This window comes from Streptomyces sp. NPDC033966, assembly GCF_055575955.1.
The window spans coordinates 1-20,660 of the sequence record NZ_JBVIRQ010000022.1; the positions used below are offsets into that span (position 1 = coordinate 1).

Below are 20,660 nucleotides of genomic sequence, written 5' to 3' on the forward strand. Positions count from 1 at the left end.
CTACTCCCCAGACTCCCGCCCACGACCAGCGCGAGCACCCCGGGGACCGGTCACACCAGCCCTTTGACCTGCTACTTCAAGTTGGCGAAGGCTCACTGTGTGCAGGCGTGAGCCCACCTATGGTCACACGTCCAGTGTGGCCGACGGCACTGACAACGTCAGCCCTGCTTGTCCTGCGGGGGGTCGGGGGTGGGCCTGGGCGGGTGGTTCCGGTGGCCGCCGCCGGCGGCGAGTTCGAATTCTGCCCTGGGGTGTTCGAGGGATCCGAGGGAGACGATCTCGCGTTTGAAGAGGCCCGCGAGGGTCCATTCGGCGAGGACGCGCATTTTGCGGTTGAAGGTGGGGACGCGGCTGAGGTGGTAGGCGCGGTGCATGAACCAGGCGGGGTAGCCCTTGAGCTTGCGGCCGTAGAGCAGGGCGACGCCCTTGTGGAGGCCGAGGGAGGCGACGGAGCCGGCGTACTTGTGGGCGTACTCGGTGAGGAGTTCGCCGCGCAGGGCGGCGACGAGGTTGTCGGAGAGCTGCTTGGCCTGGCGGACGGCGTGCTGGGCGTTGGGGGCGCATTCGCGGCCCGGTTCGCCGGCGGTGATGTCGGGTACGGCGGCGGCGTCGCCGGCGGCCCAGGCGTGTTCGACTCCTTCGACGGTGAGGAAGGAGGTGCAGTTGAGGCGTCCGCGTTCGTTCTTGGGGAGGTCGCTGGCGGCGAGGACGGGGTGGGGTTTGACGCCGGCGGTCCAGACGATGGTGCGGGTGGGGAAGCGGGAGCCGTCGCTGAGGACGGCGACGCGGTTCTCGCAGGATTCGAGGCGGGTCTCGAGGCGGACGTCGATATTGCGGCTGCGCAGTTCACGGACGGTGTAGACGCCCATTTCGGGGCCGACCTCGGGGAGGATCCGGTCGCTGGCCTCGACCAGCACCCATTTCATGTCCTCGGGCTTGACGTTGTGGTAGTACCGGGCCGCGTACCGGGCCATGTCCTCCAGTTCGCCGAGTGCCTCCACGCCGGCGAAACCGCCGCCGACGAAGACGAAGGTGAGGGCGGCGTCGCGGATTGCGGGGTCGCGGGTGGAGGAGGCGATGTCCATCTGTTCGATGACGTGGTTGCGCAGGCCGATGGCCTCTTCCACGGTCTTGAATCCGATGCCGTAGTCGGCGAGTCCGGGGACCGGGAGGGTGCGGGAGACGGAGCCGGGGGCGAGGACGAGTTCGTCGTATTCGATCTCGATGCCGCCGGTGCCCTCCTCGGTGGTGGCGAGGGTGGTGACCGTCGCGGTCCGCTTGGCGTGGTCGATGCTCCGGGCCTCGCCGATGACGATGCGGCAGCGGTCCAGGACGCGGCGCAGGGGGATCACGACGTGCCGGGGCGAGATCGCGCCGGCGGCGGCTTCCGGGAGGAAGGGCTGGTACGTCATGTAGGGCTCGGGGGTCACCACGGTGACCTCGGCTTCGCCGGATCTCAGCTTCCGCTGGAGGCCCAGGGCCGTGTACATGCCGACGTAGCCGCCGCCGACGACGAGGATGCGCGTGCGGGGCGGGGTACCGGGGTCGTCGCCCCGGGAGTTAGCAGCCTTCACCATCCCATGACGCAACGTGGCTGGGAGTTTGTCCACAGGCCCGGCAAATTATGTGACCGGTGGGGGTGGGGGGACGGGCCTGTCAGGAGATCAGGATCACGTTAAAAGTGTGCAGGTCAGGGCTCCGGAGGGGGTGATTCCGGGGAGTTGCGGCGGAAAAGTGGCGCTGAATGCTCCGATCGGGCGGTGCTCGGTCGGCAGCTGCCTCTTCTGAATTGACTCTGGCTCAACTATGTTCGTATCTCGTCGAGGATGTAGGACCAGGGCCCTCATGACCGTGGCCCCCCTCGACACGAAGGCGGGGAGTGTCTCCGGGGGGAGACAAGTGATTACCGGGGGATACATATGAACATTTCCGATTTCCATGGCTCTGTCACCGCTCTGTCCGCGGAGACCGGCGGACGCGTGATGGCGGGTTCGACCACCCACGGGGTGGGCCGTTCCACGCCGCTGCGCGTCGACGCCCAGCGCAACCTGGAGCACGTCCTGCGGGCGGCCCGGGAGGTCTTCGGCGAGCTGGGCTACGGGGCTCCGATGGAGGACGTGGCACGGCGCGCCCGGGTCGGCGTCGGGACCGTCTACCGGCGGTTCCCCAGCAAGGACGTGCTGGTCCGGCGCATAGCCGAGGAGGAGACCGCCCGGCTGACCGAGCAGGCCAAGTCCGCCCTGGGCCAGGAGGAGGAGCCGTGGCAGGCGCTGTCGCGCTTCCTGCGCACCTCCGTGGCCTCCGGCGCGGGCCGGCTGCTGCCGCCGCAGGTGCTGCGGGTCGGCGCGGCCGCCGAGGAGGAGGCGGACGAGGCCGCGGCCCGCGTCCCGCACCAGCGCCAGGCCGCCGCGGGCGGTACGGCGGAGCTGCGCGTCGTCGGCGCGCGGACCCCGCTCGAGGACGAGCCCGCGGAGGACTCTGGAGCGGGCGCGCTGCTGGAAGTCGTCGGCCGGCTGGTGGACCGGGCGCGGGAGGCCGGTGAGCTGCGGACCGACGTCACGGTGGCCGATGTGCTGCTGGTGATAGCGACCGCCGCACCCGCGCTGCCCGACCCGGCTCAGCAGGCCGCGGCTTCGGCCCGGCTGCTGGACATCCTGCTCGAAGGACTGCGCTCCCGGTCGGCGTGAGCCGGCGCCCCGGCTGGGCCGGGGCGTTGAGCAGTGCTGTTGAGCAGTGCTGTTGAGCCGTGGTGTTGAGCCGAGCCGTTGGCGGGCCGGCCCCCGCAGGGGTGGGGGCCGGTTCGTCAACGGGGGTCCTCGAACGGCAGGTCGCTCGAAGGGGTGAGGAGCGGTCCGGTGATCCACCGGATTGTCCCCGGATGGGTGGATGCCGCGGAGAGGGCCCCGGGGTGCCGACGCCGTGTGACACGCTGGATCGGTGTACCGGTTCGAGTGTGTCGTGCGGAGGCTTCCGCGATGAGCTTTGACGGGCGGGACGAGTCCCACGATGGCGTCGGTGGCACCGGCGCCGAGGCCGGGGCGGTCAGCCTGCCCGCCCGGCAGGTCCCGGCCCAGCGCGAACGCGGCGGCAGGCATGCCGCATCCGGCACGCCGGGCACCGACCTCCCACCGTCCGACGGCGACTTGATCGCCCGGATGCGCGGCGGTGACGACGGGGCGTACGAGGAGCTGTTCCGGCGGCACGCCGACGCGGTACGGCGCTACGCGCGGACCTGCTGCCGGGACGGGCACACCGCCGACGACCTGACCGCCGAGGTGTTCGCGCGGACGCTGGGGGCGGTACGGGGCGGGGCGGGGCCGGACCAGTCGGTACGGGCCTATCTCCTGACCACCGTGCGGCGGGTCGCCGCGGCCTGGGCGAAGACCGCCCGGCGGGAGCATCTGGTCGAGGACTTCGCGTTGTTCGCGGAGCAGGCCGCCATGGGTGCGGAGAGCGCCGGCGGGCTGTCCGGGGACGACACCCTCGAACTGGGCGCCGATGTCCGGGCGATGCGCGAAGCGGAGCGGTCGCTCGCGATGCAGGCCTTCCGGAGCCTGCCCGAGCGGTGGCAGGCCGTGCTGTGGCACACCACCGTCGAGGAGGCCTCGCCGAGTGCGATCGCCCCGCTGTTCGGGCTCAGCGCCAACGCGACGGCGGTGCTGGCCAGCCGGGCCCGGGAGGGCCTCAAGCAGGCGTACCTCCAGGCCCATGTGAGTTCCGCGCTCAGCGCGGGCGGCGACTGCGCCCGGTACGCGGACCGGCTGGGCGCGTACGCCCGGGGCGGGCTGCGGATGCGGGCGGAGCGGGGGCTGCGCAAGCACCTGGAGGAGTGTGCCAAGTGCCGGCTGGCCGCCGGGGAGCTGAAGGACGTCAACGCGGGCATTCCCGCGCTGCTGCCGGTGGCGGTCATCGGGTGGTTCGCCGCCGGGTACGCCGCCAAGGCGGCCGGGGTGGTGGCCGGTGGGGCCGTCGCCGCCGGAGGTGCGGGGGCTGCCGCCGCGGCGGCGGGCGGGTCGTCGGCCGGGGCCGGTGCGGGGGCCGCGGGTGCGGGCGCCGGGGCTGCCGGGGCGGGGGCCGCGGGTGCCGGTGGGGCCGGGGCCGGTGGGGCCGGTGGGGCGGTGGTTTCCGAGGGGCTGGGGCTGCCGGCCAAGGCCGCCATCGCCGCCGGGATAGCGGTCGCCGCTGCCGCCGGAGTGGTGTTCGCGCTGACCGGGGACGAGCCCGAGCCGCAGGCCGGGCCCGCGCCCCGGGTGGTGGCGCCGGTGGCGCCCGAGGTGCCCGCGCCGGCCGTGTCCGCCGCACCGGAGTCGGTGCCGCCGGAGGCTCCGGCGCCCGCGGCGCGGGGGTCGGTGCCGCCCCGGCGGAGCGCCGCGCCGTCGGCCCCCGCGTCCTCGGCGCCGGCTCCGACGGCCGCACCGCCGTCCGCTCCGGCGAGCCCGCGGCCGAAGCCCTCCCCCACGCCGACGCGGGCCCGGCCGACGACACCGCCGCCGGTGCCTGCGCCGCAGCCGCCGCAGGGGTTCGCGCTCGCCGGGCTCGGGCATTCCGCGCTCGGCCGGCACACCGGTCCCGAGCTGGAGACCTGGCGCAGCAGCTGGGTGTGGCAGCGGTGGGGGCTGATGGTGGGCGGGCAGCGGTTCGGGCAGGGGATCACCGTGCACTCCCGCTCCACGGTGGAGATCACCCTCAACCGGCAGTGCACGAGCTTCTCGGCGCGGGCCGGGGTGGACGGGCTGTCGCTGCTGACCGACGGGACGGTGCGGTTCTCCGTCTACGGCGACGGGCAGCGGCTGTGGCGTTCGGACGCCCTCGGCCACGACGACGCCCCGGTGCCGGTCCAGGTGCCGCTGGCCGGGCGCTCGAAGCTGCGGCTGGTGGTGGAGCAGGCCGGGCAGGGGCACCTGCCGACGCTGGCCAGCTGGGCCGATGCGGTGATCAGCTGCCGCTGAGGCCGAGCACGGCGACGACCTCCGCCGGGGTCAGGGTCCGGCCCTCGGCCTCCGCCCGGGCCCGGCCGGCCGCCCCGAGGGCGGCGAGGGTGCGTTCCGGGAGCCCTTCCAGGGCGGCCTCCTCCGGGACCGAGCGGGGATGACCCGCGCGCCAGGCGGTGGCCGCCGCGAGGATGCGTACGCTCTCCTCGGGACGGCCGGCGTCGGCGAGGAACAGTGACGCCGTCTCGGCGATGCCCGCCAGGACGCGTTCCGCGCAGTGCGCGGCCACCGCCCCGGCGAGGGTCGTGCCGATCCTGGCCAGGCCCGCCTCCGGGCCGTTCTCACGGGCGTCCAGGACGGTCTCGATGAGGTCCAGCCCGGCGGTGAACTGGGCGGGCACGTTGATCCGTTCGCCCGCGGCCCTGGCGGCGGCGCACTCGGTCCGGGTGCGGGCGAGGTCGCCGCGCTGGAGGGCGAGCATCGCGGACAGGAACCGGCTGAAGGTGCTCACGTCGTACACCCCGCCCTGCTCGTCGGCCTCGCGGTCGGCCTCCGCCAGCAGTTTCTCGGCGGCGTCGAAGTCCCCCGCGCAGTACTCGGTCTCGGCGATGCGGGCGATCGCGAAGGGCGCCTCGATGCGGGCCCCGACCTCCCGGGCCAGCCGCAGGCACTCCTCGTAGGCGGCGCGGGCGGCGCCGTACTGGCTGCGCGAGAGAGCGGCTTCCCCGGCGGCGCTGGCCACCTGGGCGCGGATCCAGCGGTCGCCGACGCGGTGGGCGATCGCGTCGAGTTCGGCGAGGTCCGCGTCCACGCTGCAGAGGCCGCCGGTCATGTCGATGGCGAAGTGGGTGCGCATCAGCAGGGGGATGGCGAGTTCCCAGTCCCCGGCGTGGCGGCGGCAGTTGGCGATCGACTCGTCGATGCTCTCGTGGAAGTGCTCGACGTCACCGGTGAGGAAGCAGATCGCGGGCCAGAGCATGCCGGGGAACCGGGTGGTCTCCGGGGAGCCGTGGCGGAAGGCCTCCTTGACGCGGGCGGCCTGCTCGCGGTGCTCGGGCGTGCGGAAGCGGTCCGCGCCGGCGCTCTCGGCGAGCAGGAACATGTGGAGCATGCGCAGCCGCATGTAGGGCCAGTACTCCGGTGAGCCCTCGGGCGGTTCGACGGGGGTCCGGGCGAGGATCCGGGCGGTCCAGTCGGCGCCCTCGGCGCGGTAGTCGCGCAGCCACCAGAACCAGCCGAGGCCGGACAGCATGCGCTGGGCGATCTCGTCGCCTACGGCGTCCTGTTCCCCCTCGATGACGGTGTGGAGGGCGGAGCGGAGGTTGTCGAGCTCGGTCTCGAAGCGGCGGATCCAGGGGAGCTGGCCTGCGGAGCGCAGCAGCGGTTCGGCCCGTTCGGTGAGGGCGAGGTAGTGCTCGGCGTGCCGGAGGGCGGTGGCGCGGGCGTCGGCGGGGTCCTCGGCGAGGCGTTCGGCGGCGTACTCGTGGATGGTCTCCAGGAGGCGGTAGCGCATGCCGTCGGGGTCGGGCTCGGCGCCGACGAGGGACTTGTCGACGAGGGCCGCCATGGTGCCGGCGACGTCGGCGCGGGTCCCGCCGTCCGCGCAGACGGCCTCGGCGGCCTCCAGGTCGCAGCCGCCGGCGAAGGCGGACAGTCGGGCGAGGACGGTGCGTTCGGTGGTGTCGAGGAGGTCCCAGGACCAGTCGACGACGGCGCGCAGGGTCTGCTGGCGGGGCAGCAGCGTGCGGGCGCCGCCGGTCAGCAGCCGGAAGCGGTCGTCGAGCCGGTCGGCGATCTGGCGGGGGGTGAGCAGCCGCAGCCGGGCGGCGGCCAGCTCGATGGCGAGCGGCAGACCGTCGAGGCGGGCGCAGATCTCGGCGACGGCGGCCGGGTCGTCGCCGGGGCCGAAGCCGGGGCGGGCGGCGGCCGCGCGGTCGGCGAAGAGGCGGTGCGCGGGGCCGGGCGGCAGCGGATCGAGGGGGCGCAGGAACTCGCCCGGCACGCCGAGGGGCTCGCGGCTGGTGGCCAGGATCCGGACGCCGGGGCAGTGGGTGAGGAGGCGTTCGGCGAGTTCGGCGGCGGCGCCGATGACGTGCTCGCAGTTGTCCAGGACGAGGAGCAGGCGGCGGTGTGCGCAGTGTTCGACGAGGGCGGCGGTGGGGTCGTCGTCGGCGGCGGTCTTCTCGCGGGCGACGAGGCTGTTCTCGCGCAGGCCGAGGGCGCTGAGGACGGCGCCGGGGACGGCCGCGGGGTGGTCGAGGCGGGCGAGTTCGACGAGCCAGCCGGAGTCGGGGCGGGCGGCGGCCGCGTGCTCGGCGAGGCGTGTCTTGCCGGAGCCGCCGGGGCCGGTGAGGGTGACGAGGCGTACGCGGTCCAGGTCGGCGGCGAGGGCGGCGAGTTCGGGCTCGCGGCCGACGAAGGAGGTCAGGCGGGGGCGGATGTTGCCGCGGGGCTGCGGGGGCGGGGTCTGGAGCAGCTCCGCGTGCAGGGCGCGCAGCTCGGCGCCGGGGTCGGCGCCGAGGCCTTCGGCGAGGTCGCGGCGGGTGCGCTCGTAGGCGGCGAGGGCGTCGGCGGAGCGGCCCGCGGCGCGCAGGGCGCGGAGCTGCTGGGCGCGCAGTGATTCGTCGTACGGATGCTCCTGGATCAGCGTCTCGATCTCCGGCAGGAGTTCGGCGGGGGCGGTGGCGCCGCTGCGCAGGTCGGCCTCGACGCGGTCCCGCTGGGCGCGGGCGCGGCGGGCCTCGGAGGCGGCGGCGTACGCGGTGCGGGCGGGCTCGGGGAGGTCGGCGAGGGCGGGTCCGCGCCACAGGGCGAGGGCCTCGCGGAGGGTGGTGGCGGCGGTGGCGGGGTCGGTGGCCAGCTGCTCGGCGCCGAGGGCCGCGAGGCGGGTGAAGCGGTGGAGGTCGACGTCGTCGCGGGCGGCGGTGAGGCGGTAGCCGCCGGCGGGGTCGGTGGTGAGCTGCCCGGGGCCGAGGGCGCGGCGCAGTCGGGACACGAGGGCCTGGAGGGCGGCGGGGGCGTCCTGGGGCGGGTCGTCGCCCCAAACCTCGTCGACGAGGTCGGTGACGGACGCGGCGGCCGGGGCGCCGGCGCGGAGGGCGAGGGCGGCGAGGAGCGCGCGGAGGCGGGGGCCGCCGGGGGTGAGGGGAGCGCCGGTGTCGTCGTGGGCCTTGGTGGGGCCGAGGATTTGGTAGCGCACCGGGTAATTCTGCCTTGCCCCTGCCGGGGGTGGGTGGGGGTTTTCGGCGGGGCCGCCCCTGGCGGGCCTGGCGGGCCCGGGTGGGCCGGGCGGGCGGGGCCGGGCGGGCGGCGGGTAGCGCGGGCGGCTGCGGGGTGGGCCGCTGCGGGTGGGCCGCTGCGCGGGGCGAGGTCCCCTACCCGCCCTTCCTCCGTTCCCCGGGCTGCGCCCGGACCCCTTCTGGGGCTCCGCCCCAGACCCCGCGCCTCAAACGCCGGCGGGGCTGAGATTGGCGGGCGGGACTGGAAGGGGCGGCCGGCGGGGCTGGAGGGTGCCCGGCGGGGATGGGATTGGTGGGCGGGGCTGGCGGGGGCCGGGGCGTCAGCGGCCTGCCGGGAGGGCTCGGGGGGGTAGGCGGGGGAGGGGGGTCTCCAGGGGTGGGACCGCGCGGCGGCGGGGGGTGGAGGTGCCGGTCCAGCAGGTGCCCCGGCGGGCCAGGAGGCGGCGGAGCCACAGTTCCATCGAGACGAGTTCCGCGAGCCCGTCGAGCGGCACCGGCCTCCCCTCCGCCGCGTCGATCAGGGCCTGCTGGACCACCCGGGCGTCGACGAGGCCGGCGTCCGCGAGGAGCGGCGCCGCGAAGAGGGCCAGCAGGGAGGTGAGGGCGGCCCGCAGCCCCAGGCGGGTGGCGGTCTCGTTCGGGGTGTGGGCCGTGGCGCCCCAGCCGGGCGGGAGTTCGCGCACCCCGGCGGAGGCCAGGACGCTGCGCAGGATCTCGGCGCGGGCCCCGGGCTGTACGCGCAGGGACTCCGGCAGGGCGCGCGCGGCCCGTACGACCTGGTTGTCGAGGAACGGCGCGTGCAGGCGCTGGCTGCGGACCTCCACGGCCTGCTCGAAGACGCGGTGGTCTGCGGCGTGCCGGGCCAGCAGGGCACGGGCGCGGGCCTCGCCGGGGCGCAGCGAGAGCGGGGGCCGTCCGGCGGCGGTGCGCAGCCGGATCGATACTTCCGCCAGGGCTTCGCCGGTGAGCCAGCCCGCGGCGGGGCCGGGCCGGGACCAGGTGAGGGCGGCGAGTGAGGCGTCGACCGGCCCCGAGGCGGCGGCGACGGCCGCACCGCCCTCGCGCAGCCGGGCCGCGGCGGCCTCCATGCCCGCACGGTACGGCGTACGGGCGAGGCGGCGGGCGGCCGAGTAGACGGAGAAGGGGACGAGCAGCGGATCGGCGGGCGCGGAGCGGGCGAGGGCGGCGACGGGGCGCAGCAGGTGGCGGCGTCTGCGGTCGAGCAGGAGGTCGGCCATGCGGGCGGGGTGCGCGTCGAGGACGCGGCGGGCTCCGTGTCCAGTGAAGTGGTCGGCGGAGCCGGCGGCGAGGCGGCGGCGCTCGCGGGCGGCGGAGACGAGGGAGGGGCCGGGTTCGTCGGTGAGGGGGCCGTCGAGTTCCGCGTACGGGAGGGCTTCCTCGGCGGCGGCCACGACGACGTGGTGGAGGCGGGGGTCGGAGGCGAGGGCGTGGGCGCGTTCGAGTTCGCCCTCGCGGCCCTGCGGGGTGGCGAGGTCGTTGAAGGTGACGGCGAGGAGCCGTGAGCCGGAGCCCTGGAGGGTGCCGGGGGCGCCGGGCAGTCCGGCGGCGAGGAGGGCGAGGGTCGCGGAGGCGGTGCCGCCGGAGAGGTCGGCGCCCACGCCCGGCGCGGGGGCACCGCGGGCCGCGCGCCGGTCGGCGGGGCCCATTCCGGGCACGGGTCCGGGGTCGGGAACGAGTGTCTCGGGAGCATGCCGCGGAGCCGTGAGCCGGGCGCGCACCGCGGCGGTCAACGCTTCCCGTACGCCCTCCACCGCCCGTTCGGGGTCGGCCTCGGGGGCGGCGACGGCGAGGGAGGCCACCGGTTCGTAGCCGGTGATCTCCCGGGAGCCCTCGCGCAGGATCAGCGTGTGGCCGGGCGGGATGCGCCGGACGCCCTCGTACGGTGTGCCGTCGCCCAGTGCCTCGGGGCTGTCGGGGCAGGCGAGGAGGGCGGCGAGGTGGCCGACGTCGAGCTGTGCCTCGATGAGGTCGGCGAGCGGGAGTGCGGCGGTGGCGTAGGCGGTGCCGCCGGCCCAGGGGGTGTAGAAGACGGGCCGGGCACCGGCGAGGTCGCCGAGGACGGTGATGCGGCGTCCGGCCTGGACGACGGCGGTGTAGCTGCCGGGCCATTCGGTGAGGTGGCGCAGGGCGCCGCCGCGGGCGGCGTAGAGGGCGCGGCGCAGTTCGGCGTCGGTGGCGCCGCAGCAGCCGAGGACGGCGAGGCGGGTGAAGGGGTCCGCGGGGTCGGCGGTGACGGTGCGGATCTCGTCCGGGCGCCAGTCGCCGACGGCCCACAGCGGGTCGGGGTCGCCCCACAGGAGCTGGGCGCCGACGGGGTGGACGGTGCGGTCGGCGTCCTGGGCGGCGGGGTCGTCGGCGTACGCGGCGTCGGCGATGCCGCCGTGCTGCGGCGGCTCGGGGTGGGGCGGGCGGCCGTACGGGGATCCGTATCCGTCGGCGGCGTGGCCGTTGCCGGAGCCGTAGGGGTCCGCTGGTCCGCCGGGGCCGGACGGGACCCGCCCTGCCGTGCCGAAGCTCGCGGCGATACTGCTCCACCCGACCAACCAGCGCACCGCCGCCTCCCCCAGCCCGTGGGCAAATGACCGGGGCAACGGACGGCCGGGACGGCACGGACAACGTGCGTCGGCGTGCGTCGGCGCTTGGAGGGCGCGGCCGGCGGGACCCCGGGTGGCTCGGGGTCCATGCTGCCACGAGAAGGGCGTGCGAGAGTGACTTCGGGGGGCGCACATGTAAACGAACACGCCCCGGCCACACGGTATTTGGCGTTCCGTTCCCACCGCCCCATAGGTCGGTTTCGGCCATTCTTCGGCCGTACTGAGGGCCGGTACGGGCCCTCGCGCGGGGAGCCCGGGGAGGCCGCGGGGCGCGGTCCGGGAGGCGTCTCCCACCTCCCGGACCGTTCCGCCACCCGCGGGGATTGAGGCAGCGGCATCCCCCGGCCCACCGGATCCACGCGGCGGGCCGACCCACGCACCGCACATCGAATCGCCGGGCCCCGGGAGCGGCCAGAGCGCACGGCCGGGCGCACGGCCACACGGCCGGAGCACGAGCTGACACGTGCGCCCGGGGCACAACCCCCGGACCGACTGTGCACACGGACAACAATCTCGCCATACGGAAGTCGGGGCCTTAACGCTTGGGAGGCGGGGAACTACGCTGGGTTTACGAAATGCCGGGCGCCTATGCCCCGGCGGCGTCTGCGTTCCGCGTGTGACGAGGGGTGGCGCATGTCCAGGGAGCTCCGCGAGCCCAACGAGAAGCTCGGCGCCGTCCTCGCCCTGGCGGGCATCAGCAACGCCGGGCTGGCCCGGCGGGTCAACGACCTCGGCGCGCAGCGCGGTCTGACGCTCCGGTACGACAAGACGTCGGTGGCGCGGTGGGTGTCCAAGGGGATGGTGCCGCAGGGCGCGGCCCCGCACCTGATCGCCGCCGCCATCGGGGCGAAGCTGGGCCGTCCGGTGCCGCTGCACGAGATCGGGCTGGCGGACGCCGATCCGGCGCCGGAGGTCGGGCTGGCCTTCCCGCGCGACATCGGGGCGGCGGTGCGTTCGGCGACCGACCTGTACCGGCTGGACCTCGCCGGGCGGCGCGGTGGCGGCGGGATCTGGCAGTCGCTCGCCGGTTCGTTCTCGGTGTCCGCCTACGCGACGCCCGCCTCGCGGTGGCTGATATCTCCGGCCGACAGCTCGGTGGCCCGCGAACCGGGCCCCGCAGGCACCCCGGGCACCCCGGGCACCGCCCAGGAGGCACCCGCACCGGCACGCACACCCGCTTCGGCTCCCGGGCCGGCTTCCACCACCGCCGCCCCGCTGCGACGGACGCCGGAAACCCCCGCGCAGGGCGTTGTGCCCACGCAGCCCGGGCCCGAAACCGCACCGCCGGCCGTCGCGGCCGCCTCCGCTGCCGCTGCCACCGCCGTGCGGCCCGTACCGGACGCCGCCCCGCAGCGCGTGGGCCACAGCGACGTGGCGAAGCTGCGCGAGGCCGCCGAGGACGCCCGCCGCTGGGACTCCAAGTACGGCGGAGGGGACTGGCGTTCGTCCATGGTGCCCGAGTGCCTGCGGGTGGACGCGGCGCCGCTGCTGCTCGGCTCCTACACCGACGAGGTGGGGCGCGCCCTCTTCGGGGCGACCTCCGAACTGACCAGGCTGGCCGGCTGGATGGCCTTCGACACCGGCCAGCAGGAGGCCGCCCAGCGCTACTACATCCAGGCGCTGCGCCTGGCCCGGGCGGCCGCCGACGTCCCGCTCGGCGGGTACGTCCTGGCCTCGATGTCCCTCCAGGCGACCTACCGGGACTTCCCCGACGAGGGCGTGGACCTCGCACAGGCCGCCGTCGAACGCAACCGGGGCCTCGCCACCGCCCGCACGATGAGCTTCTTCCGCCTGGTCGAGGCCCGGGCCCACGCGAAGGCGGGCGACTCGGCGGCCGCCGGGGCGGCGCTGCGGGCGTCGGAGGGCTGGCTGGAACGCTCGCGGGAGGGCGATCCCGACCCGACATGGCTGGGTTTCTACTCGTACGACCGTTTCGCGGCGGATGCGGCGGAGTGCTACCGGGACCTCAAACTCCCGCGCCAGGTCCGCCGCTTCACGGAGCAGGCGCTGTCCCGCCCCACGGAGGAGTACGTTCGCTCGCACGGGCTGCGGCTGGTGGTGAGCGCGGTCGCCGAGCTGGAGTCCGGCAACCTCGACGCGGCGTGCGCGGCCGGCACCCGGGCCGTGGAGGTCGCGGGCCGGATCTCCTCGGCGCGGACGACCGAGTACGTGCGTGACCTGCTGCACAGGCTCGAACCGTACGGCGACGAACCGCGCGTCGCGGAGCTGCGCGAGCGTGCCCGGCCGCTTCTGGTGGCCCCCGCGTAGCCCGGTTGTCGGTGGTGGGGTGCAGTATGCAGGGGTGGGAGGTGTCAGCGTGGATTGCGACGTGCTGGTGATCGGTGGCGGGATCGTCGGCTTGTCGACAGCCCATGCCCTGTCACGGCTGGCCCCGGGTACCCGGGTGACCGTACTGGAGAAGGAGTCCGCGCCGGCCCGGCACCAGACGGGCCGCAACAGCGGGGTGATCCACAGCGGCATCTACTACCGCCCGGGATCGCTCAAGGCGCGCTTCGCGGTGAGCGGTGCCGCCGAGATGGTCAAGTTCTGTGCCGAGCACGGCATCCCGCACGAGGTGACGGGCAAGCTGATCGTCGCCACCGAGCGGTCCGAGCTGCCGCGGCTGCACTCCCTCGTCCAGCGCGGCCGGGAGAACGGCATCCCGGTGCGCGAGCTGGGACCGGCCCAGATCACGGAGTACGAGCCGCACGTCCGGGGCCTCGCCGCGATCCACGTCGGCACCACCGGGATCGTGGACTACGGGCAGGTCGCGGCGCGGCTCGCCGAGGAATCCGGGGCGGAGATCGTCTACGGCGCGGAGGCGGACCTGATCTCCCGCCGGCCCTCGGCGGTGGCGGTCCGCACGACCTCGGGCCGTGTGTTCCGCGCCCGCGTCCTGGTCAACTGCGCGGGGCTCCAGTGCGACCGGGTGGCCCGCCTGGCCGGTGACGACCCGGGCATGCGGATCATCCCCTTCCGGGGCGAGTACCACGACCTGGCCCGCCCGGACCTGGTCCGGGGCCTGGTCTACCCGGTGCCCGACCCGGCGTTCCCCTTCCTCGGCGTCCACCTGACCCGCGGCATCGGCGGCGGGGTCCACGTCGGCCCGAACGCCGTCCCCGCGCTGGCCCGCGAGGGCTACGGCTGGGGCACGGTCCGCCCGCGGGACATCGCCACGGAGCTCGCCTGGCCGGGATCCTGGCGGATGGCCCGGCGGCACTGGCGGTACGGGGCGGGGGAGATCCACCGCTCCCTGTCGAAGCGGGCCTTCACGGAGGCCGTACGCCGCCTGCTGCCGGCCGTCACGGAGGCGGACCTCACCCCCGCGGCGGCCGGGGTGCGGGCCCAGGCGGTGCTCCGCGACGGCACCCTCGTCGACGACTTCCTCATCCGCGAGGCGCCGCGGACGGTGCACGTCCTGAACGCCCCCTCGCCTGCGGCGACCGCGTCACTGCCGATCGGCCGCGAGATCGCCGCCCGCGCCCTGGCGCACCTCCGCTCCTGACTTCTTGACGCCGGGGCCGGTGGGTCGGCCTGCGGGGCGGGTCCGCTGCGCGGGGCCGAGTCCCCGACCCGCCCTTCGCCCGTTCCCCGGGGCTCCGCCCCGGACCCCGCGCCTCAAGCGCCGCGAGGCTGAAATGGCCGGCCGGAGCTGGATGTGCCGGTCGGGGGCGGGGACGGGGTGGGGTGTCGTCCGGGACTAAAACGAGATGAATTCGGCGCGAGGCACCTCGCACAACCGGACCCGGAACAGGCGCCGAACATCGAAGCCCGTCCCGGACGACACCCCACCCCGGCACCGACCCCGGCCCCGCAGCCACCCACCCGGCACCCCGCCCAGCAGGGCACCGCCACCGACCCCGCGCACCCCGTACCCCACACCCCCGCCCGGCAGGGCGACGCGGGGAGCCGGCCACCGCCCGGCAGGGCGACGCCCCGGGCCGACCACCGCCCGGCCAGGGCAAGGGCGGAGACCCGCGCCCCGAAGTAGAATCGCCGCATTGTGTCTGAGCCCCTGAACCCCCAGCCCAGCCTCCCCGACTCCCCGTCGGAGGCGTACACGCCGCCCAAGTGGCGCACCGAGCCGCGGTTCCCCGACGGTCCCGCGCCCGACCCCGCCGGGTCGCACCACGAGCGCCGGATCCGCAGCTTCCAGCCGCGCCGCAGCCGGGTGACCACCGGCCAGGGCGAGGCGCTGAAGCGGCTGTGGGGCACCTGGGGGCTCGACATCGACGGCCACGAGGTCATCGATCTGGAGAAGCTCTTCGACGGGCTCCCCGTCGTCCTGGAGATCGGCTTCGGCATGGGCGAGGCCACCGCCCAGATGGCCGCCGCCGACCCCTCCACCGGCATCCTCGCCGCCGACGTACACACCCCCGGCCAGGGCAACCTGCTCGCCCTCGCCGAGCGGGGCGGCCTCACCAACGTCCGCGTGGCGAACGGCGACGCGATCATCCTGCTCCGCGAGATGCTCCCGCCGGCCTCCCTCGCCGGGATGCGCGTGTACTTCCCGGACCCGTGGCCCAAGGCACGCCACCACAAGCGGCGCCTGATCCAGCCCGAGTTCCTCGACCTGGCCGCCACCCGCCTGGCGCCCGGTGCCGTACTGCACTGCGCGACCGACTGGGAGGACTACGCCGAGCAGATGCTCGAAGTCCTCACCGCCCACCCGGAGTTCGTGAACACCCAGGCCGACGGCGGCTACGCGCCGCGGCCCGAGTTCCGGCCGCTCACCCGGTTCGAGGGGCAGGGCCTGGACAAGGGCCACGTCGTCCACGACCTCCTCTTCGCCCGGCGCGGCGCGGAGTAGATCGAACCGGCAGTCGAACCTGACTCCAAGAACTGACAAACGTCACTCGGAGTGTCCGACCCACTCGCTAGGGTCATCATGTGTACCGAGCGCTCTCCCGTGTGCTCGCACGCCCATCGGGCACGGCCCGCATGTGCGTGCTCGGCGCGATGCTCACCGCCACCGGGGCCGTGATCCTGGAGCTCGTGCGGGAGCAGACCGGCACGGCCGGGTTCTTCGTGGGCCTCGGCCTGGCCCTGCTGCCGGTGCCGCCGCTGATGGCGGCGTTCCGGTGGCTGGGCCGGGCCGCGCCGGGCCCCTGGCGGCAGTTGTTGTTCTGCTTCGGCTGGGGGGCCTGCACCGCGGCGCTGATCGCGATACTGGCCAACAGCTTCGCCACGGAATGGATGGCCGCGGCCTCCACCGACCCCTCCGCCGCCGACCGGCTCGGCTCGGTCGCGATCGCCCCGGTGGTGGAGGAGACCGCGAAGGCCGCGGCGCTGCTCCTCGTCTTCGTGTTCCGAAGACGGCGGTTGACCGGCGCCGCCGACGGGATCGTGCTCGCCGGGTTCACCGCCACCGGCTTCGCCTTCACCGAGAACATCCTCTACCTGGGCAACGCCTTCGAGGAGGACCTGGCCAACGGCACCCGGGTACTGGACTCCGTGACGGCGGCGACGTTCTTCGTGCGGGTGGTGCTGTCCCCGTTCGCGCACCCCCTCTTCACGGTGCTCACCGGCCTCGGCTTCGGCGCGGCCGCGCTCACCGCCCGCCGTGCGCGCAGGACCGGGCTGCCCCTGCTGGGCCTGGCCCTCGCCATGGGAGCCCACGCGCTGTGGAACGGTTCCTCGCACTTCGGTGAGTACGGTTTCTACCTGGTCTACGGCTGCGTGATGGTCCCGGCGTTCGGGCTGCTGCTGTGGCTGGCCGTGCGGGTCCGGCGGCAGCGCCTGCGGGCCGTCGCCGCCGAGCTGTCGGTGTACGCCGCCGCGGGCTGGCTCAGTCCGGCGGAGGTGCCGGCCCTGGCTTCGATGCCGGCCCGGTCACTGGCGCGCGCCCTGGCCCGCCGCACCGGAGGCCGCCCCGCCGCCCGCGCGGTGTCCCGTTACGCGGCGGACGCCGCCGCCCTCGCCCTGCTGCGCCGGCACGCCCGGCAGTCCGGCCCGGGCGGCCGGGACCCGGAGTTCGCCGAGCGGGAGCGCGAGTTGCTGCACCGGCTCTGGCACCGCCGGGCGACGGCCGCGCCCGCGCTGGCCCGGGCCGCCGTACTGGAGGAGCTGCTGCCCGCTCCGCGCCGGCTCCCGCAGGCCGCGGCCCCGGCGCCCGCGCGGATCTTCGTACCGGCGCCCAGGACTCCGGAGCTGTCGCCCTCCCCCGGCTAGGCCGTGCCTTTGCCGGGGGTGTCCGTCAGACGTCGAGGCCCTTCGAGCCCAGCCATGCCAGCGGGTCGATCGTCGAGCCGCCCTTGCGCACTTCGAGGTGGAGGTGGGCACCGGTGACGTTGCCGGTCGCGCCGACCCGGCCGATGGTCTCGCCGGCGCCCACGGAGCCGGAGGTCACGGACATCGAGGAGAGGTGGCAGTACCAGACCTCGGTACCGTCGTCGAGCTTGAGCACGATCCGGTAGCCGTAGGCCCCGGACCAGCCGGCGGAGATGACCTTGCCGCCGCCCACCGCCTTGACGGGGGTGCCGGTCGGGGCGGCGAAGTCGAGGCCGGTGTGGTAGCCGGAGGACCACATGGAGCCGGCGACCCCGTAGTGGGAGGTGAGGGTGTAGGAGGAGGTCGGCAGGAACCAGCCGCCCGCCGACTGCGAGCCGGAGCCGGAACCCGTGCCGGAGCCCGCCGCCGCCTTCGTGGCGGTCTGCTCGGCGGCGGCCTTGTCGGCGGCCGCCTTCTCCGCGGCGGCCTGCTCGGCGGCGACGCGCGCCGTCTCGGCCTCCTTGTCGGCGGCTTCGCGCTGGAACTTGGCCTCCTGGGCGGCGCTCTCGCGCGCCGCCCGCTCGGCGTCCGCCCGGGCCTGGGCGTGGTCGGCGTCCTGCTGCGACTCGGCCTGGAGGAGGATGCGGTTGAGGAGCGCCGCGCCCGCGTCGCCGCCCTGCTGCGGCACCGCGGCGGTCTCCGTGCCGCCCGCGACGCCGGTGCCGGTGCCGGAGTCGGCCGCGGCGGCGGTCCGTACGGCGTCGTCGCCGGTGCCGGAGTGGCCGCCCCCGCCCAGCAGGTCGGGCATGGATATGGAGACCTGGGGCCGGTCCTGCGCGGTGGCGATGCCGCCCGCGCCGACCGCGGCGATCACGCCGACGCCGAGCACGGTCGAGCTGCGGGCGAGTCCGCCGCGCGGCTTGAGGACGCGGTGCTTGCCGCGGAGCGGGCGCGCGGAGTCCTCCGTGGGATTCCACTCGCCCCAGGCTCCGGCGGTGGGCGTCTCCTGGACGTCGATGCCGTCAGGGGCAGGCGAGTTGGAGGCCACCGGGGCACACTCCTCATGGGCGAGAACGCACACGGGTGCCGTCGTTGCGACGGCTGGGACGACCGCGCTGCGTTATCGAACGGTAATCTACGCGGGGGAATGATTCCAAGCCGAAGCGACTGATCGTTAACACCAATCGGCCACGCCCCGAACAGCTTTGGCCTCCACATTCGCCGCAGCGAGTTACAACTCCGGCAATTCCCCCTCCCCGCCCCCATCACTTCAGCCACACCGGCAAAATGACGCACTGTCAAGCACCTTGCCCAGAGCGCCCTTTCGGCCACGCAGGGTGACCCCCCTCCACTCATTCACGGGTCGTCGCGGCGCACCACCGGGACGGTCCTCCTGCGCTCCGGCTGCCCCTCCCCCGCCCGCCCCACCGCGAGCAGCGCCATGTCGTCGGTCGTACCGCCGCCGGTGTGCCGCCGCACATCGCTGCTGAGCGCGCCCAGCAGCTCGTCCGGCCCCGGGAAGACCCGTCCCCGCAGCCGGGCCGCCGGATCGTAGAAGGTGCCCGAGCCGTCCCTCGCCTCGGTCAGCCCGTCGGTGTACAGCAGCAGCGTGCTGCCCGACGGGAAGGGCCACTCCCCCGGCGGGACCGTCCCGTCGGCCGCCAGCTCGCCCAGGCCCAGCGGCAGCGCCGGCTCGGCCGGGGCCAGTACCGCCAGACCGCCGTCCGCGTACAGCAGCAGCGGCTCGGGGTGGCCCCGGTTCAGCAGCCGCAGCCGTTCGGCGCCGGGCGGGATCTCGCCGAGCACGCACGTGGTGAACCCCTCCACCGCGTCCAGGCTGCCCCGCCGCGTCCCCTCCCGGGCCAGGGCGCGCTCCAGGCGCCGTGCGAGCCCCTCCAGGGTCGGCTCGGTCTCCGCGGCCTCCCGGAAGGCCCCCAGCACCACCGCGACGGCCTCCACGGCCCCCAGCCCCTTGCCGCGTACGTCGCCCACCGCGAGCCGCACGCCGTACGGGGTGTCCTGGACGGCGTAGAGGTCCCCGCCGATGAACGCGTCGGCCTGCGCGGCCTCGTACCGGGCGCAGACGTGCAGCCCCGCGATCCGCTCGGCCGGGGTCGGCAGCACGGCCCGCTGCACCGCCTCGGCGATCCCGCGCGCCGAGGCGAGCCGCTCGCCGCTGCGCCGTACGACGAGGTTGATCAGCAACGCCAGCCCGGAGACGGTCAGCACCGTCGCCAGCTCGGTCAGCGCCTCCACCTTCCAGCTGGTGCCGTTGTGGACGTGCAGGCCCACGACCACCAGCGAGGCGGCGATCCCGGTCAGCGCGGTCGCCCGGAGGGTGAACAGCGGCGCCGCGATCAACGGGGCCGCGGTGAAGAAGGGGGATCCGGTGAAGCTGGGCGGGGTCGCGAGGTCGAAGACCGTCCCCAGCACGATCAGCAGCACCGGCAGCATCCGCACCACCCGCCGGGCGGCGCCGTCCGCGCTGCCGTCCTCGCCCTGCCGGCCCAGCCCCACCACGCTGCTCTCCTGCCGCCCGGTCGCGCCCCGCCCCTCCAGGCTGGCGGCAGGCCGTCCCGTACGGCGAGCGGACCGGGCCGAAGGGGTGACACCCCGCGCCCCGGGAGCAGCCCCGGCCCCGGACACGACGAAGGCCCGGTTCCAGAAAGGAACCGGGCCTTCGTACTGAGTAGCGGGGACAGGATTTGAACCTGCGACCTCTGGGTTATGAGCCCAGCGAGCTACCGAGCTGCTCCACCCCGCGTCGGTAAACCCAACTCTACGTCATTCGGGGGACGGCTCTTGCCAATTAACCCGCCCACACCCCCAAAGAACGACATAACCGCAGGTCAGAGCCCCTAGAACTGCTCCAATCCGGCGCCCGGAGCAGTGGACCGGGTCCCGGCGTGCGGGCCTTGGGGCGGGATCAGGCCACCGGCCGGACCCAGAACGACGAAGCGCCCCGTCCGAAGAAGTCGGACGGGGCGCTCGACGCAGGTCCCGGGGAGGATTCCCCGCCCTGCGAGCGGTAGGCCATGTCGGACTCGAACCGACAACCAACGGATTAAAAGTCCGCTGCTCTGCCAATTGAGCTAATGGCCCTCCATGTGCTCACCCCAGAGCATAGCCGGAGAGGGGCTGCTGACCGATCGGGTATCGCCGGGTGTGGCTCCGGCGGTTTCCCGCCACCCGGTGCGGGTGGGGCGAAACGGCCGGAAATGGGCTCGGCCCCCACCGCACCGGAGTGCTGTGGGGGCCGAGCCTTCGTCAGGTGGCGCTCAGGCGTCAGCCGTTGCGCTTCCAGCGGGGCTTGTCGTCGCGGCGGAAGCCACCACGCTCGCCACCGCGGTCGTCACGGTTGAAGCCACCGGACGGACGGTCATCGCGACGGAAACCGCCGGAGGAGGGACGGTCGTCGCGGCGGAAGCCACCACGGTCGCCACCACGGTCGTCACGGTTGAAACCACCGGACGGACGGTCATCGCGACGGAAGCCACCACCACGGTTGTCGTCACGACGGTCATCGCGGCGGAAGCCACCCGACGGACGGTCATCGCGACGGAAACCGCCACGGTCGCCACCACGGTCGTCACGGTTGAAACCACCGGACGGACGGTCATCGCGACGGAAGCCACCACCACGGTTGTCGTCACGACGGTCATCGC

At 75.0% G+C, this 20,660-nt stretch carries 11 protein-coding genes, 2 tRNA genes and 1 pseudogene; 6 read left to right on the forward strand and 8 right to left on the reverse strand.

Features of this window, described 5'->3' with window-relative positions; translation table 11 throughout:
- Positions 1-158: 158 nt before the first annotated feature.
- Positions 159-1,577, reverse strand: coding sequence for an NAD(P)/FAD-dependent oxidoreductase (locus ACZ518_RS36390; protein ID WP_469117328.1), 1,419 nt, complete (start codon positions 1,575-1,577; stop codon positions 159-161).
- Between the two features lie 342 nt (positions 1,578-1,919).
- Between ACZ518_RS36390 and ACZ518_RS36395 the strand changes: the two genes are divergently transcribed.
- Together ACZ518_RS36395 and ACZ518_RS36400 are read left to right on the forward strand one after the other, a co-directional pair.
- Positions 1,920-2,687, forward strand: a complete 768-nt coding sequence (locus tag ACZ518_RS36395; protein WP_469117329.1) for a TetR/AcrR family transcriptional regulator — start codon at positions 1,920-1,922, stop codon at positions 2,685-2,687.
- A 288-nt stretch (positions 2,688-2,975) separates the two neighbouring features.
- Complete coding sequence (locus ACZ518_RS36400; RefSeq protein ID WP_469117330.1) at positions 2,976-4,949, forward strand: sigma-70 family RNA polymerase sigma factor; 1,974 nt, start codon at positions 2,976-2,978, stop codon at positions 4,947-4,949.
- On the opposite strand, the gene ACZ518_RS36405 is transcribed toward ACZ518_RS36400, so the two are convergent.
- Both ACZ518_RS36405 and ACZ518_RS36410 read right to left on the reverse strand, forming a co-directional pair.
- Positions 4,936-8,130 carry an AfsR/SARP family transcriptional regulator gene (locus ACZ518_RS36405; protein ID WP_469117331.1) on the reverse strand — a complete coding sequence of 1,065 codons (3,195 nt, stop codon included), beginning with the start codon at positions 8,128-8,130 and terminating at the stop codon, positions 4,936-4,938. The two genes, ACZ518_RS36400 and ACZ518_RS36405, sit on opposite strands and share 14 nt — an antisense overlap.
- A gap of 360 nt (positions 8,131-8,490) precedes the next feature.
- On the reverse strand, positions 8,491-10,743 hold the full coding sequence (locus ACZ518_RS36410; protein ID WP_469117332.1) for an asparagine synthase-related protein: 2,253 nt from the start codon (positions 10,741-10,743) through the stop codon (positions 8,491-8,493).
- A 675-nt stretch (positions 10,744-11,418) separates the two neighbouring features.
- Here ACZ518_RS36410 and ACZ518_RS36415 point away from each other — a divergent pair.
- The 4 genes from ACZ518_RS36415 (at position 11,419) to ACZ518_RS36430 (ending at position 16,956) form a co-directional block, all read left to right on the forward strand.
- Complete coding sequence (locus tag ACZ518_RS36415) at positions 11,419-13,053, forward strand: sporulation protein (protein ID WP_469117333.1); 1,635 nt, start codon at positions 11,419-11,421, stop codon at positions 13,051-13,053.
- A gap of 19 nt (positions 13,054-13,072) precedes the next feature.
- Complete coding sequence (gene lhgO, locus ACZ518_RS36420; RefSeq protein WP_469117334.1) at positions 13,073-14,290, forward strand: L-2-hydroxyglutarate oxidase; 1,218 nt, start codon at positions 13,073-13,075, stop codon at positions 14,288-14,290.
- Between the two features lie 510 nt (positions 14,291-14,800).
- Positions 14,801-15,595: a tRNA (guanosine(46)-N7)-methyltransferase TrmB gene (gene trmB, locus ACZ518_RS36425; protein ID WP_469117364.1), complete on the forward strand. Its 795-nt coding sequence runs from the start codon at positions 14,801-14,803 to the stop codon at positions 15,593-15,595.
- A 131-nt stretch (positions 15,596-15,726) separates the two neighbouring features.
- Positions 15,727-16,956 carry a PrsW family intramembrane metalloprotease gene (locus ACZ518_RS36430; protein WP_469117365.1) on the forward strand — a complete coding sequence of 410 codons (1,230 nt, stop codon included), beginning with the start codon at positions 15,727-15,729 and terminating at the stop codon, positions 16,954-16,956.
- Positions 16,957-16,981: 25 nt separating this feature from the next.
- On the opposite strand, the gene ACZ518_RS36435 is transcribed toward ACZ518_RS36430, so the two are convergent.
- The 5 genes and pseudogenes from ACZ518_RS36435 to ACZ518_RS36455 all read right to left on the reverse strand — a co-directional run.
- Complete coding sequence (locus tag ACZ518_RS36435) at positions 16,982-18,043, reverse strand: M23 family metallopeptidase (protein WP_469117335.1); 1,062 nt, start codon at positions 18,041-18,043, stop codon at positions 16,982-16,984.
- Positions 18,044-18,351: 308 nt separating this feature from the next.
- Positions 18,352-19,515 carry a PP2C family protein-serine/threonine phosphatase gene (locus ACZ518_RS36440; protein ID WP_469117336.1) on the reverse strand — a complete coding sequence of 388 codons (1,164 nt, stop codon included), beginning with the start codon at positions 19,513-19,515 and terminating at the stop codon, positions 18,352-18,354.
- 170 nt (positions 19,516-19,685) lie between these two features.
- A tRNA-Met gene (locus ACZ518_RS36445) sits at positions 19,686-19,759 on the reverse strand.
- A 265-nt stretch (positions 19,760-20,024) separates the two neighbouring features.
- Positions 20,025-20,097, reverse strand: a tRNA-Lys gene (locus ACZ518_RS36450).
- Positions 20,098-20,280: 183 nt separating this feature from the next.
- Positions 20,281-20,660 (reverse strand): annotated as a pseudogene (locus ACZ518_RS36455) (DEAD/DEAH box helicase); the annotation flags it as partial.

Coding starts and splice junctions, on each gene's coding strand:
- ACZ518_RS36390 (WP_469117328.1), bottom strand. CDS start 1,577: ATGGTGAAGGCTGCTAACTCCCGGGGCGACGACCCCGGTACCCCGCCC.
- ACZ518_RS36395 (WP_469117329.1), top strand. CDS start 1,920: ATGAACATTTCCGATTTCCATGGCTCTGTCACCGCTCTGTCCGCGGAG.
- ACZ518_RS36400 (WP_469117330.1), top strand. CDS start 2,976: ATGAGCTTTGACGGGCGGGACGAGTCCCACGATGGCGTCGGTGGCACC.
- ACZ518_RS36415 (WP_469117333.1), top strand. CDS start 11,419: ATGTCCAGGGAGCTCCGCGAGCCCAACGAGAAGCTCGGCGCCGTCCTC.
- ACZ518_RS36430 (WP_469117365.1), top strand. CDS start 15,727: ATGTGCGTGCTCGGCGCGATGCTCACCGCCACCGGGGCCGTGATCCTG.